This is a genomic window from Veillonella sp. T11011-6 (genome assembly GCF_002959755.1).
Classification (GTDB): Bacteria; Bacillota; Negativicutes; order Veillonellales; family Veillonellaceae; genus Veillonella.
On sequence record NZ_PPCW01000004.1, the window covers coordinates 176043 to 193019 of the forward strand.

17 protein-coding genes are annotated in these 16977 nt (G+C 40.6%); 4 read left to right on the plus strand and 13 right to left on the minus strand.

Features of this window, described 5'->3' with window-relative positions:
• From wecB to VRHSUH10_RS05545, 6 genes are all read right to left on the minus strand, one after another.
• On the minus strand, positions 1–1143 hold the full coding sequence (wecB, locus tag VRHSUH10_RS05520; RefSeq protein ID WP_105089728.1) for a non-hydrolyzing UDP-N-acetylglucosamine 2-epimerase: 1143 nt from the start codon (positions 1141–1143) through the stop codon (positions 1–3).
• Positions 1144–1198: 55 nt separating this feature from the next.
• A complete protein-coding gene (locus VRHSUH10_RS05525) occupies positions 1199–2350 on the minus strand; it encodes a glycosyltransferase family 4 protein (protein WP_105089729.1) in 1152 nt (383 codons plus the stop codon).
• A gap of 33 nt (positions 2351–2383) precedes the next feature.
• On the minus strand, positions 2384–3742 hold the full coding sequence (locus VRHSUH10_RS05530; protein ID WP_105089730.1) for a PFL family protein: 1359 nt from the start codon (positions 3740–3742) through the stop codon (positions 2384–2386).
• A gap of 8 nt (positions 3743–3750) precedes the next feature.
• A complete protein-coding gene (locus tag VRHSUH10_RS05535) occupies positions 3751–4026 on the minus strand; it encodes an ACT domain-containing protein (RefSeq protein WP_105089731.1) in 276 nt (91 codons plus the stop codon).
• Between the two features lie 134 nt (positions 4027–4160).
• The gene (locus tag VRHSUH10_RS05540) at positions 4161–5798 is read right to left on the minus strand and encodes a phosphoglucomutase (protein WP_105089732.1); all 1638 of its coding nucleotides are present in this window, start codon (positions 5796–5798) and stop codon (positions 4161–4163) included.
• 123 nt (positions 5799–5921) lie between these two features.
• A complete protein-coding gene (locus VRHSUH10_RS05545; protein ID WP_105089733.1) occupies positions 5922–6851 on the minus strand; it encodes a YitT family protein in 930 nt (309 codons plus the stop codon).
• Between the two features lie 205 nt (positions 6852–7056).
• Between VRHSUH10_RS05545 and ispE the strand changes: the two genes are divergently transcribed.
• The 4 genes from ispE (at position 7057) to VRHSUH10_RS05565 (ending at position 11786) form a co-directional block, all read left to right on the plus strand.
• On the plus strand, positions 7057–7953 hold the full coding sequence (gene ispE / locus VRHSUH10_RS05550) for a 4-(cytidine 5'-diphospho)-2-C-methyl-D-erythritol kinase (RefSeq protein ID WP_105089734.1): 897 nt from the start codon (positions 7057–7059) through the stop codon (positions 7951–7953).
• Positions 7950–8642: a GntR family transcriptional regulator gene (locus tag VRHSUH10_RS05555; RefSeq protein ID WP_105089735.1), complete on the plus strand. Its 693-nt coding sequence runs from the start codon at positions 7950–7952 to the stop codon at positions 8640–8642. Before ispE ends, VRHSUH10_RS05555 begins: the two co-directional genes overlap by 4 nt.
• 146 nt (positions 8643–8788) lie before the next feature.
• Positions 8789–10249, plus strand: coding sequence for a sodium:alanine symporter family protein (locus tag VRHSUH10_RS05560; protein WP_105089736.1), 1461 nt, complete (start codon positions 8789–8791; stop codon positions 10247–10249).
• A gap of 280 nt (positions 10250–10529) precedes the next feature.
• On the plus strand, positions 10530–11786 hold the full coding sequence (locus VRHSUH10_RS05565) for a Glu/Leu/Phe/Val dehydrogenase (RefSeq protein ID WP_105089737.1): 1257 nt from the start codon (positions 10530–10532) through the stop codon (positions 11784–11786).
• Positions 11787–11871: 85 nt separating this feature from the next.
• Here the strand turns inward: VRHSUH10_RS05565 and VRHSUH10_RS05570 are convergent, their stop codons facing one another.
• The 7 genes from VRHSUH10_RS05570 to VRHSUH10_RS05600 form a co-directional block, all read right to left on the minus strand.
• Positions 11872–12363, minus strand: coding sequence for a QueT transporter family protein (locus VRHSUH10_RS05570; RefSeq protein ID WP_105089738.1), 492 nt, complete (start codon positions 12361–12363; stop codon positions 11872–11874).
• A gap of 594 nt (positions 12364–12957) precedes the next feature.
• The gene (gene queC, locus VRHSUH10_RS05575; protein WP_105089739.1) at positions 12958–13647 is read right to left on the minus strand and encodes a 7-cyano-7-deazaguanine synthase QueC; all 690 of its coding nucleotides are present in this window, start codon (positions 13645–13647) and stop codon (positions 12958–12960) included.
• Positions 13648–13717: 70 nt separating this feature from the next.
• Entirely contained in the window at positions 13718–14473 is a 756-nt protein-coding gene (locus tag VRHSUH10_RS05580; RefSeq protein WP_105089740.1) for an exodeoxyribonuclease III, read from the minus strand.
• A 192-nt stretch (positions 14474–14665) separates the two neighbouring features.
• Positions 14666–14890, minus strand: coding sequence for a hypothetical protein (locus VRHSUH10_RS05585; RefSeq protein WP_105089741.1), 225 nt, complete (start codon positions 14888–14890; stop codon positions 14666–14668).
• A gap of 13 nt (positions 14891–14903) precedes the next feature.
• A complete protein-coding gene (locus tag VRHSUH10_RS05590) occupies positions 14904–15722 on the minus strand; it encodes a sulfurtransferase (RefSeq protein WP_105089742.1) in 819 nt (272 codons plus the stop codon).
• Positions 15723–15936: 214 nt separating this feature from the next.
• Entirely contained in the window at positions 15937–16389 is a 453-nt protein-coding gene (locus VRHSUH10_RS05595) for a hypothetical protein (RefSeq protein WP_105089743.1), read from the minus strand.
• A 178-nt stretch (positions 16390–16567) separates the two neighbouring features.
• A complete protein-coding gene (locus VRHSUH10_RS05600; protein ID WP_105089744.1) occupies positions 16568–16972 on the minus strand; it encodes a (deoxy)nucleoside triphosphate pyrophosphohydrolase in 405 nt (134 codons plus the stop codon).
• Positions 16973–16977 lie beyond the last annotated feature (5 nt).

Consider the following 16977-nt stretch of genomic DNA (forward strand, 5'->3'; position numbering starts at 1 on the left):
TTATTTACCAAAACGTTCAGGACGATTAGGATCGCCTAAAAATTCATGGCGCAACGCTTGGATGATGCGTTCAGATGCTTTGCCGTCACCATATGGGTTAACGGAATTAGACATCAATTTATAAGCCTCTGCATTGCTCAACAATTCATGAGCTGCTGCATGTACAGCGTCTTTGTCAGTACCTACAAGGCGCACAGTACCAGCTTCAACAGCTTCTGGGCGTTCTGTAGTATCACGCAATACGAGAACTGGTTTACCAAGAGCTGGTGCTTCCTCTTGAATCCCACCAGAATCAGTAAGAATCAAATAGGATTTAGCCATCAAATTAGCAAATGGTTCGTAATCAAGCGGGTCAATCAATGTAACACGTTCTACAGAACCGAGTTCCTCTTGTACAACTTGGCGAACCTTAGGATTCTTATGTACAGGGAAGACCACTTGAATATCTTTAAATTCATTAATCAAATCGCGAATAGCTTGGTATACATGGCGCATAGGCTCACCCAAGTTTTCACGGCGATGTGTAGTAACAAGAACGGTACGTTTTTCAGGATCTAATGCATTGATAGCAGCATCATCAAACACATAATTTTCTTGTACTGTTGTATCAAGGGCATCAATAACCGTATTGCCTGTTACATACAAATGGTCTGTATTTATATTTTCTTTTTTAAGATTACTTTCAGAACTAGCTGTTGGTGCAAAATGATATGTCGCAATAGAACCAGTCAACTTGCGGTTCATCTCTTCTGGGAATGGAGAGTAAATATCACCTGTACGAAGGCCCGCTTCTACATGGCCTACAGGAATCTCTTGGTAGAAGGACGCCAAAGCACCTGCAAAGGTAGTTGTAGTATCACCATGTACAAGAACCACATCAGGTTTAGCTTCTTCTAATACATCTTTAAGGCCCATCAACGCACGGTTTGTTACATCGTACAATGTTTGACCTTGGCTCATAATATTCAAGTCGTAATCAGGGGTAATATTAAACAAGTTTAGTACTTGATCGAGCATATCGCGATGTTGTGCCGTAACGGTTACAATCGGTTCCATATCCGGTGCTACTTCTAATGCTTTTACAAGAGGAGCCATCTTGATAGCCTCAGGTCTTGTACCAAAGATTGTCATAACTTTTAACATAGTTGCCTCCAACATAGTAGGATAGAAAAAATGGGGCGCCAAGCGCCCCACATGGTTATTTCTTATGGGAATCCTCGGATTCCTCTAAAGCTTTTGCCAATTCTTCACGATCAAAGGAAATAGTTTCATCTGAATCGCTGCGTTCAATTGTAGGACGTGGTAGTGGATGACCTGCCGCATCACTGTGAGTAATAACACCAAGGCGACGAGCCACATAAATACTACCTAAGAAGATAACGAGTACTAATGCGATACCAATCCAAGCATTCACCTCTGCTACGATGACGGATACGCCACCGAATAGAGCCGTTACCGCATACATCATTAGCACCGCTTGTTTTTGAGATAAGCCTTGTGCTAACAAACGATGATGCACATGGCCTTTATCAGGCTTGAAAATCGGACGGCCGCTGATTTTACGGCGTACGATAGCAAACAACGTATCGAGAATTGGTAAGCCTAGCACGATTGCTGGTACTACTAATGCAATAGTAGCCGCTGTTTTAACAGCCCCCATTACAGAAATAGCTGCTAATGTATAACCAAGGAGCATAGAGCCCGTATCACCCATGAAGATTTTCGCTGGGTTAAAGTTATACCGCAAGAACCCCACTGTTGCACCTGCTAGTGCCAATGAAATACAGGCAAGGTCTGTTTGACCAAGTTGTAATGTCATAGCGCAAACAGCAATACAAGCAATAAAGGAAATCCCTGCTGCTAAGCCATCTAGGCCATCGATGAGATTTACGATATTCGTAAAGCCTACAATCCAGAAAATAGTCAATGGAGCAGCCCAATATTTAAGATATACTACACCACCCCAAGGAAGGTTGATGAAGTCTACGCGAATATCGTAAGCCACCAAAATAGCGGCTGCTATAATTTGACCCATTAACTTAGTCTTTGGCTCAATTTGTTTAATATCATCCCATATGCCCACAAGCACAAGAATAACGGTACCAAGTACAAAGCCAAATAGTTTGTGGTCATGAGGGATGGATCCATTAAAGAGAACCGATCCTATATAACCGAGAAAGATTGCTAACCCACCAAGTCGTGGAATAGCACCATGATGTACCTTGCGTGCATCAGGTTTATCTATTGCCCCAACAGCAACGGCGAAGCGTTTCACCAAAGGGGTAAGTGCAAAGGTTATGATGAGCGCTAGAGCAAAGGCCCATACATAATCGAGCACATAATCACTCATAAGACACCTCCAACAACTGGGTTAAAAACAATATTAGTTCGTTAAGCTACGAATAGGGGCTGGAATACGACCACCGCGTGCAATAAACTCAGCTGCACTATATGGGCTCACTTCAATGATTGGAGCATAGCCTAACAAGCCGCCAAACTCAACAACCTCACCTACTGTTTTACCAGGTACAGGAATTACACGAACCGCAGTTGTCTTATTATTAATCATACCAATAGCAGATTCATCAGCAATAATCGCAGAAATAGTATCCGCTGTTGTGTCTCCAGGAATAGCAATCATATCAAGGCCTACAGAACATACACATGTCATAGCCTCTAATTTATCGAGGGATAAACTGCCACAAGATACGGCATCAATCATCCCTGCATCTTCAGATACTGGAATAAATGCACCACTGAGACCGCCTACGTGAGAAGAAGCCATAAGGCCACCTTTTTTCACCGCATCATTCAGCAATGCAAGTGCTGCTGTAGTACCATGACAACCACAAGAGGACAAGCCCATTTCTTCAAGAACGTGAGCTACCGAGTCACCTACAGCTGGTGTTGGCGCCAAGGACAAGTCAATAATACCGAATGGTTTACCAAGGCGGCGAGATGCCTCTTGTGCTACCAATTGGCCTACACGAGTAATTTTGAAGGCAGTACGTTTAATCGTTTCTGCTACAACGTCAAAGGATTGACCACGTACAGATTCTAGTGCGTGTTTTACAACGCCTGGACCAGATACACCTACAGAAATAGCGCTATCACCTTCAGTTACACCGAAGAAGGCGCCCGCCATGAACGGATTATCCTCTACAGGATTACAGAAAATAACGAGCTTAGCACAACCAAGAGCATCATTATCCTTTGTGAGCTCTGCTGTTTTCTTAACGATGATACCCATGTCGCGAACAGCGTCCATGTTGATACCCGTTTTAGTAGAGCCCACACCTACAGAACTACATACGATATCTGTAGTTGCCAACGCTTCTGGAATGGAATCGATCAAAATGCGGTCAGCACGTGTAGCACCTTTTGTTACAAGAGCAGAGAAACCACCGATAAAGTTTACACCTACTGTTTTTGCTGCACAATCCATCGCTTCTGCAATAGGAACATAAGATGTTAAATCACTGCCACCAGCCACTAAGGAGATAGGAGTCACAGAGATACGTTTGTTAATGATAGGAATACCAAATTCACGCTCAATATCCTCACCAGTAGATACCAGATGTTCTGCTTCTTTCGTAATGCGATCATAAATGCGATCACATAACTCTTTACCAGAGCTAGATGCACATTCAAGCAAGCTAATACCCATTGTAATGGTACGTACGTCAAGCTTGTTATCATGAATCATCTGATTCGTTTCTAAAATATTGTCGATAGATAACATAGTGCCTCCTATCCTACACGGTGCATGCTTAAGAAAATATCAGCATGTTGTGCACGGATTTCAACACCAAGCTCTTTACCGAGTGTAGTTAAAGCCTCCTGAATAGATGTTAAATCTTTCATATCTTCAGACTTCGTTTCACACATCATAATCATATTAAAAACACCATCAAGAATGGTTTGGTTAATGGACATAATATTTACACCGTGGTCAGCAAGTACGGTACTAACCCCAGCTATGATACCAACGCGGTCAACGCCGACAACGGTAACAACTAATTTCATAACATCACCTTTTCAGAGCACTACAAACTATGTAACCCATAGAGAGCATTCAATAAACTATATTAATATATTATATCACATTTATTACTTTTCTACGGTGAAATCTTCATGAGTTTTCATGTAAAAGTAACATTTTATACTTCTTCGGATAATGCAGCTGTTACGATAGCCTCTCCTGCTGTCAATAACGCTACTAATCCTTTATCCCCTTTATAGCTTTCACCATAAATTTTATACAAATCCTCTGTACCGGACGGACGCGCTACAAACCAACCTGTTTCAGTTTCTACGCGAACCCCATCGATGGGCATATCCTTGTATAAGGATGTAGTGCGTATATTAGTAATAGCGTCTCCATCTACCTCTGTAGCTGTAATGGAACTTGCATTCAACTGTTTCAACTTAGCCTTTGCTGCCTTTGTACAAGCCGCATCAATGCGACCAAATCGTGGGTCACCACAACCTTCAACAATATTATTGTAGAGGCGATCAACAGTTGCGCCCATAACGGCATACATTTCCATTGCTAGAAGCGCCATTACCATGCCGTCTTTATCGGTAGTCCATACGGTGCCGTCCTTTTTAAGGAACGATGCGCCTGCAGATTCTTCACCGCCGATACCAATCTCACCATCAAATAATAAAGAGCTAAAATATTTAAAGCCTACCGGAACCTCATAAACCGGAATGTCTTTAACAGCCGCCCATTTATCAATCATAGTGGTACAAACAACGGTTTTACCTACCCCTTTATCTGTCCAACCACGGGTTGTAAACAAATAATCTGCAGCAACCGTAAGGAACGCATTAGGAGAAGCAAGTCCCTCTGCAGTAACGATACCGTAGCGATCATAATCAGGATCATTACCAACAGCGAGATCATAATTGCCAATTTGTTTAGTTACATCCGCCATCGCATATTCAGAAGAACAATCCATACGCACCTTGCCATCATGGTCATAGGTCATAAAGCTAAAGGTTGGATCGTACTCATCATTGATAATATCCATATTAAGATTATATCGTTCTTTAATGGCCCGCCAATAACCAAGGCCACTACCACCTAATGCATTGACAAGAACTTTAGGCTTCGCACTTTGAATGGCCTCCATATTAATAATAGAGGATAATTCTTCCACATATAAGCCCTTATAGTCATACGGAACTTGTTGATCTGGTTCAATATTATCAATACTAATGCGTTTGAACCCTTCTAATTCACAATAAGCACGAACGTACTCATTGGCGCGGGTTTCAATCCATTTTGTAATCAACGTATCTGCAGGGCCACCGTTGGTAGCATTATACTTAATGCCCCCATTATCTGGAGGATTGTGAGATGGTGTAATAACGATACCATCTGCTTTTTTATCGTTACTTTCATTATATCGAATGATTGCACGAGACACAGATGGCGTTGGAACAAAGTCCATATCCGCATCAACCATGGCAGTCACACCATTACCAGCAAGTACCTCAAGCACTGTTACTAATGCAGGCTGAGATAAAGCATGTGTATCTTGGCCCACAAAAATGGGTCCTGTCGCACCAAATTGACCACGACCATCACAGATTGCCTGTGTAATAGCCGCTACGTGTAAATCCGTAAAGGTACCATTCAACGAGGTACCACGGTGGCCTGATGTACCAAAGGATACGAGTTGTGTCGGATCAGTTACATCTGGCGCATTGTCAAAATAGGCATCTACCAGAGTTTGTACATCTATAATATCTTGTTCTTGTACAGGCGTACCTGCTAATTTATGAGCCATAGGAACCTCCTAATCTCAAATGTATATGTCATTCATAAAATATTATATTTACACATAATTAATATGAGATGACTAATGCTTACATTTTGAATTTTACTTTTCTGATTTTACATTTTGCTTTACTTAGCGATTATGTATAGTCTGTGTATTACCCTCTTGTGTGGTACTCTTATCTTTTAACTGTTCACACACTTCAGTAGGAATAATAGGTTGTGTAAAGCCTTGCCCAATGACCTCTTGCGCATCAGTTATCAAGATAAATACATTTGGATCCGCCTCTTGAATAACCTCTTTTAATTTATTTACTTGCAAGAGATTAACGGCTACCATAACGATTTGCTTCGGCGTCCTTGTATAAGCACCAATGCCATTAATGATAGTTGCTCCACGGCCAACCTTATTGATGATGCATTCACACACCTCATCAGTACGATAGGTAATGATGAAAGCAACCTTCCGCTGATTAAAGCCGATAACCACCTTATTTGTAATGATGGTGTACACATACACACTAATCAGCGTAACCGCAACCGCTTCAAGGCCAACAACGCCAATGGCGGCCACAAGGATAGCACAGTTGATGGCACTATTAATGGACCCCATTTGAAGTCCATAATACTTGCGTACAATAAGAGCAATCGGATCAAGACCGCCCGTGTTACCACCGACACGGTACACAATACCAAGGCCTACACCAGTAGTAATACCGGCCATCATGGAACTTAACAAAGGGTCTTTGATAATCATGTCATATTGCAAGAAGTTAAATAGGTCAACCATCCATGACAGCATCAATGTGCCATACAAGGTCTTGATAACAACACGGGTACCTAGCCACTTCCAGGCGGCCCAGAATATAGGAATATTTAAAATCATATTCCAAGAACCAACGGATAAGCCCGTTAAGTAATACAAAATTAAGCCTACCCCACTAATACCTGTACTAACCAATTTATGTGGCAATACAAAGGCATCAATGCCCGCACCAAATATGGCGCACCCAAGGATGACCATGAGGCTTTCATAGACAACAGTTTTATACTTAGCGAACATAGCTCCCTCCAAATTGCCATTTCACTATAAATATTCTATAATGAACTAACTAAAACATACGCTATTTACAATACATTTAGGAATAAAACAATATGCGTATACAAATTCATCATAAACCACTTAATGGTTATTTTCAATCACTTTATAAGAGTATAAAATAAACATATATACTGCATATATTATGTACGTTATAAACGAGGCTATTATGAGTAAAAGTTTTGAGCAACTCGGTTGCAGTAAAATTAATATTGGTCTTGCTATTACAGGCAAGCGTGAAGATGGCTACCACGATATCGACTCCATCTTCCAATCTATTCGCCTTAGCGATTCCATTTATTTTGCTAAGCATCATTCTGTAGTATTCTCCGGCGGCGCTCCAGAATTGCCTGAGTATATGCAAAAACTCGTTACTTACGGCGAAGAGAATCTTGCCCTCAAAGCATTACGAGCAATCCAAGCCTATACAGGCTGCAAAGCAGGAGCTGCCATTCACCTATTAAAACGGGTACCTATTCAAGCCGGTCTTGGCGGTGGTAGTGCTGATGCGGCTGCTATGTTAATGGGCCTCAACCGATTCTGGGACTTGCGCCTTACTCAAGAGGAACTATTAAAAATAGGTGCTACACTTGGCTCTGATGTGCCATTCCTATTACAAGGCGGTACAGCACGTGGCACAGGTCGTGGCGAAATATTAACCTATGGAAAATCTCCAGAGCCACATTGGTTATTGCTAGTGAAACCTAAGGTTTCTGTATCTACAGCGGCTGCTTATGGACGCTTTAATGGCAAATCAGTGGCAACAAAACAAACCATCGATACAGTCCAACGACACCTAGAAAACAATGACTTAAAATCAGCGTTCCTTACTAGTGCTAATACATTTGAAGAACTACTCTTCCCAGACCACGAAGAACTTGTCATTTGCAAAGAGTTCTTTACAAGTCGTGGGTACCCAACCATCATGACCGGCAGTGGACCTACAATGGTTGTATTGCTAGACAAGCCGATGGAAGCATTACAACTACAAGAAGAAATCAAAGCAGCAGGCCATGATTGGCTATCGCTCATTACAAAAACATGTACACAGGAGGACTTACCATGACAAAACGGTTACAACCAATACGCCTCGATGCGTATAAACCTCTACGCGAAGTTGTAAGTGAAACATTGCGTCAAGCAATTCAAGATGGTATTTTAAAACCAGGCGAACGCCTCATGGAAATTCCTCTAGCAGAAGAACTCGGTGTAAGTCGTACACCAATTCGCGAAGCTATACGTAAACTCGAACTAGAAGGCTTTGTTGTTATGGTGCCTCGCCGTGGCACATACGTAGCCAATATATCGTTAAAAGATATTACCCAAGTATTCGAAATTCGGTCTGCCCTCGAAGAGCTAGCAGCTGGTCTTGCAGCAGAACGTATCACTGCAGAAGAAATTGAAACATTAGAACGAATGCTCGTAGAGATTGGCGACCATATGGAAAACAAAGATATGGAATCCGTTGTAGCAGCGGACGTGGAATTCCACGAAGTACTATATCGTGCCTCTCGTAACGAACGCCTTGCAGACATCGTGCACAACTTACGCGAGCAAACATACCGATTCCGCAGCTTCTCCATGAATCAACCGGGTCGTCTTAGAAAAACATGGGAAGAACATCGCCAACTCGTAGAGGCTATTGCTTCTCATAACGCAACACAAGCTCGTAAATTGGCTCAGATTCACATGGAACACTCTGAACAGACCTTATTACAAGGTATGGAAGAATCCCAAGAGTTTATCAAGGCATAGGGAATATCCTTACCTACAATAGAATAGTTAACTACTAACAAAATCCCTCACGTTTGTGAGGGATTTTTATTTTACAGACTCTATAGAAATTGATACAATAACATCAATAACTATATAGAATTATTTTATATGAAAGGGGCTTTTTTATGGAAGCAATGCTCAATGATGCTATCTCTACCATAAATGGTTATTTATGGAGCTATTTCATCATCTTTATCCTCATCGGCGCAGGTCTCTTCTTTACAATGACAACGAATTTTGTACAAATTCGCATGATCAAAGAAATGATTCGCCTCGTAATCAGTGGTGCAGGTAGTTCTACTGAAAAAAATCATGTATCCTCATTCCAAGCATTCTGTGTTAGTACTGCATCTCGTGTAGGTGTTGGTAATATCGCAGGTATTGCAATCGCCGTTGTACTCGGTGGTCCTGGTGCGGTCTTCTGGATGTGGGTTATCGCTCTTATCGGTGCTGCTACAGGTTTCATCGAATCTACATTGGCTCAAATCTACAAAGAACCTGTTGCTAAAGGCGGCTTTTACGGTGGTCCAGCTTACTACATTCGCTACGGCTTAAACAACAAAGCTTTATCTGTTTTATTCGCTATTTTGATCAGTATTACATACGGTTGGATTTACAACTCTGTACAAGCTAACACATTAGCTGCATCTCTCCAAGTATTCAACTTTGATGTATCCTATACTGGCGCTGTAGTAGCAATTCTTCTTGGTATTATTATTTTCGGTGGCATTAGCCGCGTTGCTAAAGCATCTGAAATCATCGTTCCTATCATGGCGGTTCTATACATCGCTACTGCATTATTCGTAGTAATTATGAATATTACTCAATTCCCACATGTAATCTACACTATTTTCTCTTCCGCTTTTGAACCAGTTGCGGCAGGTGGTGGCTTATTAGGTGCCACTGTAATGAATGGTATTAAACGTGGCCTATTCTCCAATGAAGCCGGTGAAGGTTCTGTACCTAATGCAGCGGCTACTGCAGCTGTTAACCACCCAGTTGAACAAGGTCTTGTACAAGCATTCGGTGTATTCCTTGATACATTTATCATTTGTACAGCTTCTGCTTTCATCGTACTCGTCGTTGGCGACTATAGCACAACAGGCTTAACTGGTGTAGCTCTAGTGCAACATAACCTTGAACAACAACTCGGTTCTTGGGCACCTACAGCGGTAGCAATCTTTATCGTAATGTTCTCCTTCAGTTCCTTAATTGGTAACTATTACTACGGTGAAATTAACATTAGCCACTTAACAGATAAGAGATTCTATCTTCATTTGTTCCGTATCGGCGTAATTATCATGACATTTGTAGGCTCTATCGCCTCCCTTGATCTAGTATGGAATTTAGCCGATTTATTCATGGCTTTCTTAGTATTAACTAATATTAGTTCCATCGTACGTATGGGTCGTACTGCAGGTCTTGCTCTTGAAGACTATATTAAACAACGCAAGGCAGGCATCGAAACACCTGTATTTAACCGTTCTGTTCTTAATCATACATACGGTATCGTATGGTGGGGTGACGGTCAAACTACAGACTCTTCTGTACCTCCTACTCCAGTGGAAGATACAGTGGAAAAATAAAATATATTCTCTTATGAGGCTGGTGAAAGTATCTTTCACCGGTCTCTTTTTATTTTTTGTAAAAGTATCCATTTATACTGTAAAAACTACGATTTATGTCTAACTCTTCGAGTGACTATTATCACAGTAAACATCTATATTCTATACACTTTTTGAGCATTAAAAACTATAGAATATATTTATAAAATTAGAAAGGGTATTCTGTATACAATGTCGAATACTTCAGTATGTGTAAAATTAGCAAGACTTCATTTAATCTTATATACAGGAGGTCATTATTATGAGCGGTTATAATCCTTATGAAAACATGCTAAATACGTTAGATGTAGCAGCCGAAAAGCTGGGCTATACTCGTAGTGAATACGAAGTATTACGCCATCCTGAACGAGAACTAAAAGTAGCTGTACCACTTCAACTAGATAATGGTGAAGTTCGCGTATACGAAGGCTATCGTTGCCAACACTCCACATTACGTGGTAGTGCTAAAGGCGGTCTTCGCTTCCATCCAGACTCCGATGAAAACGAAGTTCGTGCATTGGCTGCTTGGATGACTATTAAAAATGCTATCGCTAACATCCCTTACGGCGGTGGTAAAGGCGGTATCAAAGTTGATCCTAAAACTTTGAATCCTCGCGAATTAGAACGCTTGACTCGTAACTTTGTACGTCGTATTGCGCCTATCATTGGTGTTAATACTGACGTTCCTGCACCAGACGTAAATACAAATGCGCAAATCATGAGCTGGATTGCTGACGAATACAGCACATTGAAAGGCGAATGGAGCCCTGGTATCGTTACTGGTAAACCTATCGAAGTAGGCGGTTCCTTAGGCCGTAATGAAGCGACTGGCCGTGGCTGTCTCATCGCATTACAAAGCTACCTAGCTAAGAAAAACTTAGATATCAAAAACCTTACTGTAGCTGTTCAAGGCTTCGGTAACGTAGGTTCTGTAGGTGCTCGTCTTATCGCTCAAGCAGGCGCTAAAGTTGTTGCTATCGGTGACGTAAGCGTTAATATCTACAATCCTAATGGTATTGATGTAGAAAAAGCATACGAATATGCTAACTCTCATGGTCGTTCCCTTGAAGGTTACAGCGAACCAGGCATGACTACAATTGGACCTCAAGAGTTATTAGCTCAACCAGTTGATGTATTGTACATGGCAGCTCTTGAAAACCAATTGAACAAAGACAACATGGAAAACATCCAAGCTAAGATCATCTTGGAAGGCGCTAACGGCCCTACTACTAATGATGCAGATAAATACTTCTATGAAAAAGGTATCGACATCATCCCTGACGTTCTTGCGAACGGCGGCGGCGTAGTTGTATCTTACTATGAATGGGTACAAAACAAAGCAAGCTTCTACTGGACTGAAGAAGAAGTTAACGAACGGTTAACTAAGAATATGCAAAATAGCTTTGAAGCAGTTTGGGAAATGCAACATAAATACAATGTACCACCTCGTCAAGCAGCGTACATGGTTGCCCTTGAACGCCTCGTAGTAGAAACTAAATGGCGCGGCTATAACTGCTAATCCTTTCAACCTCCATAACATTTAGCCATAAAAAAGGCGTAAGCTCATTTCGAGCTTACGCCTTTTTGTTTGACTATAAATCTTTTTATTTGAAAGCACCTAATAAAGCAGCCATGCTAGGACGGCTGATCAAAGCTTTCACCAATACAGAACCAAGAACGGCAGGAATTGTTTGACCTACGATAAGGTTCAATACCAATGGCCAGTATGGAAGGCCTAGTAATGGGCTGAGCCATAATGGTACACAGAGCGCTGGCACAAAGATGATTGGCAAAATTGCCCACCACGCACTGAGGCCCATCTTGCGCATGCAAACGATGATACCTGTTGTTAAGATACCAACGCCAAAGCCACCTACCATATCAAGGATACCAAGGCCGCCGAATAAGAAGTTAGAAATGAGGTTGCCAATCCCCATGGGAATCACCAAGAACGGAAAGGCATAAGCAAGTGCATATAATGATGTTGCTATACGAATTTGATACGCCCCGAAGGAAACGCTTTGCGTTAAATAGAGTACAACGATGTACAATGCCACAACCATGGCAGAAATAGTCAATTTACGTGTAGTAATCATAACACTCACCTCCTCAAATAAAAAAAGCATGGCAAAACTACCATGCTAAAAATGCTTATGAATTTCCGTAGTTTTGTTTAGAGACAGGATGGTTTCAAACTGTCTTATTTAGTTGTGTCCTTATAATATCATATATTTTCGATATTCACAAGTTATGGGAAGATTAAAGCGGCTTGTTACAGTAACTGCTATTGTTGTGTTGTTGGCAAGGACGGGGTGTCAGAAAATACCTTTCCTCATCGCTCCACTGGCGAACCGGTCATCGGCCTAGGGCCTCGACCTGCCAAAGTCGCTCTTTGAAAAGGTATTTTCTTCCACTCCAAATTTAGCAAATCAATATTACGGATACTTGTAAATCAAAAAGCCGCTTTAACTCAGCATCCTACACATGATAAATAATATAAAATATATGACTCATCAAAGCGACTCAACTAGCCTAAGCCAGTTAAGGTGATTTAGTGACGTACAAGTCCGCCTTGCATCACATATACCTGCTACTCTATTAGAATATATGTAAAGTAGCCGCCTAAAAGGCGACTACTTGTCTAAGCCAGTTTATAGGTGTTGTAGAGATGAGGATTATAGAGCCGAGTGTTATAGTGCCGGGTCCTCTACGCCGTTAGCGCGGAATGCCTCGGCTCTGTCGATGCAGGTGCCACAGTGTCCGCATGGTTTGTCGCCGCCTTCGTAGCAGGACCAGGTTAGGTGGTATGGTACGCCGAGGCGTAGGCCTTCTTTTACGACGTCTGCTTTGTTGTGGTTGATGAATGGTGCTTCTAATGAGCATTCTTTACCGGATCCTTCAAAGATGGTATCACCCATAGATTTATAGAAGTGTTCAGTACAGTCTGGGTATGCATTGCCAGCTGCATCATCGCTATGGGCACCGTAGTAGATGTAGCCACAGTCTAAAGAGAGTGCCAAGGATGCAGCGGCAGATAGGAATAGACCATTTCTAAACGGTACATAAGTGCTAACAGTACCCTCTCCTTCGGCTTCTTGTTGTTCCTTATAAGAGCCTTGAGGGATTTCTTCAGTGGATTGAGCTAATAAAGAGCAATTACTGAAGGCAAATAATTTCGTAACATCTATCGTTTTACCTTCAATTCCATAATAACCGAGGATTGATACAGCGGCTTCCAATTCTTTACTATGTTTTTGACCATATTGAATCGATAGTGGTACGACATTGTCTTTACCAAATCTTTCAATAGCGAGCGCTAAGCATGTAGTACTATCAACACCGCCGCTAAATAATACGACAGCCTTCTGTTTTTGAGCCATATTATCTCCTTTCAACTATTACAACAGCCCCATCCGTAGATGAGGCTGTGCTTTTATATTCACTGAAATTTTATAGATCAATTACCAATTCTACTGGGCAGTGATCAGAGCCAAAGATTTGTTGATGAATCTTTGCTTCTTGAATCTTATCGTCAAGGCGCTTGGATGTGATGAAATAGTCAATTCTCCATCCTGTATTCCGTTCACGAGCTTTACCCATATAAGACCACCAGCTATATTCTTCAATAGCATCTGGGTATAGATGGCGGAATGTATCTGTGAAACCAGCACCTAAGAGTTCTGTCATTTTTGCACGTTCTTCATCAGAGAAGCCTGCATTTTTACGGTTTGTCTTAGGGTTTTTAAGGTCAATTTCTTGGTGAGCTACGTTAAGGTCACCACAGAGAATGACTGGTTTTTTCTTATCTAATTCTAGTAAATAGTTACGGAATGCGTCCTCCCAAGCCATACGGTACTCAAGACGTGCTAATTCACGTTGGCTATTTGGTGTATAGCAGCATACTAAATAGAAGTTTTCATATTCAGCAGTGATAACGCGACCTTCTTGATCGTGTTCTTCAATGCCAATACCGTTAGTTACAGACAATGGTTTAATGCGTGTAAATACTGCTGTTCCACTGTAGCCTTTTTTCACAGCACTATTCCAGTATTGCTCATAGCCTGGTAATTCCAAAGAAATTTGATCAGGTTGTAATTTTGTTTCTTGTAAGCAGAAAATATCCGCATCCAATTCGTTAAAGGATTCCATAAATCCTTTTGTTACAGCGGCGCGTAGGCCGTTTACATTCCAAGAAATTAACTTCAATTCGTACTCCTTATTCTAATAGGGCTAAACATACTGATATATTTTGTGAAAGCCTCTATTTTAACCATGTTCTTATATTGCAAAAATTTCCTTATGTATACTAGTAATCATAATATTTTATATAGTGTAATACAGCTTAGCTTAACTAAACTTAACTATACTACAACTTAAACATAACTAAGCTATTCATTACTACTTTTTGTGTTTTTTTGCATGTCTTGCTTCTGCACGAGCTTTTCGAGCATTCTCATTTGCTCTCAAGTCACTTTCACGTTTTTCACGGAAATAATTTGCCGCTGTAGACAAAACGAGAATTACCAATACAGTCACATTAAACATGCCTGGACCGAAGGTATAGATGTGATAACACAAATAGCCAAAAGCAACAAGGGTTAGTAAATGTTTTAAAATATTCATTTGGCCTCCTGCATTATCTTAATGTTTCTACACCAGTCTTAAGTGGGAACCCATCATAGGTTACCCAGTCACTAGAACTACCAACATATAAGGCAGACTCAAGCCCTACCTCACTCATAGTCAATAACGCATTACAAGCCGTTACCCCTGAACCACAATAGGTCACAACAGGTCTATTTTGGTAAATTTCATTATAATACTGGGATTCTAAATCTTTTACAGACTTAGGACCATCTGCGGTATAGCCACTTTCATAAAAATGATTAACAGCACCAGGAATATGCCCAGTCATACCATCCATCGTATCTACTTGAGACCCATCGTAACGATACGGCGCACGAGCATCAATGATAACATGATCCCCGCTTTCACTAGCCTTGAGAACCTCATCACGGCTCATAACCATATGAGTTTGCAATTCATAGTTGAAAACAGTTGGTTCTGTAGGCAACGGAGTAGGATCTTTAGTAAGAAGATGACCTTCCTTAACCCAACGTTCAATACCACCAGACAACACGCGCACATCAGACAACCCCATGTAGCGCAAAGTCCACCAGAGGCGCCCCGCCAAGAAGAGCCAAGAATCATACACAACAACCTTGGAGTCACGAGTAATACCATAAGACTCAAAGGTATGAGCCAATTGCTCCATATCTGGCAATGGATGACGACCGCCATGTTGTCCCAAAGGACCTGTTAAATCTTTATCTAAATCTACTGGAAAAGAACCCTTAATATGACCTTTTTTATAATCTTGATAACCGCGGGCATCTAACACGATGACCTCATCGAGACAAGCTAATAATTCTTTAGGAGTGATGAAATTTGACATATGTACTCCTTTCTATGATTATATCGAAAAATACAAATTTGATAATATTATTATATAACGATATGTAACTATGGACAATGAATATCAAAATATAATTTGAATAATACTCATATATGTGCAAATACGACTTTAATATTCATAGTATCCTACTCCAAAATAAAGGGTACGTCTATATAACTATAGGCGTACCCTTATATATATTAATGTAATTCAATTATAAAAGAAAAGAATTTCCACAACGTAAACATACATATGTATGCTCCCAGTCACGACGTAATACTGGATAAGTGTCTCTATTCCAAACATATCGTTGATATGTTTTATATATTAACAACGCATATGCACCAAAATAAATAATTAGAGAAGCCTCATGCTTGCTTAGCCCTGAGATCCAAAGCAACAATACGAGACCAAATTGAATGGCAATCCACCACTTTAAAATATATGTAACAATTGATTTTTTCATTGGTGGTTTTGCCATCATAGAAAGTGCTGTTTGTTGCGTACCTACTGTATTACCAATACCAACACCAACTCGACCGCCGGCACCAATACCTACACCTGTAGTTACACCATTTACATTGGAAAAACCACCAGCATAAGCAATATTATAACTTTGGATATTTTCTGATTGGCAATATGGACATACGTATGCATTCTCGCTCATAATTCTCTCTCCTACTGTATCTCAAATTATTATAATCGTTTATATCCTACTTACTGTTAATGAGAAAGTAATGAGAGTCACATTATTTTTAATGTTAAAAAGTCTCTATCGTAGATAGAGACTTTTTCGTAATTAAAAGATAACTTTATAATATTTTTTAAATGCTTTTACTGAAACATTATAAACGTTTATAGATCGCATCTACTGCTTCAATATCAGCTGGCAACCAATCTACAGTGTATAAGGTATCTTTTGAAAGCCATTTCGCTGCTTCGTGTTCTAATAGAGTAATGTCAGAATCATTTACCAACGAGCATAAATAGCAATGCATAGTTAAATCAAACTTCTCATATCCTGTATATTCGACAGTAATAATATGTTCTTGAACAGCAATTTCTGCTTTCAGTTCTTCTTGAATTTCTCGTTTGAGTGCTACCTCATGAGCTTCACCAGGCTCAATCTTACCACCTGGGAATTCCCAACCGTCTTTTAGATCACCATAACCACGTTGAGTAGCTAATATAGTATTACCTTTTTTAATAATTGCTGCTACCACTTCTATATGTTTTCGTTGTTCACTCATATATC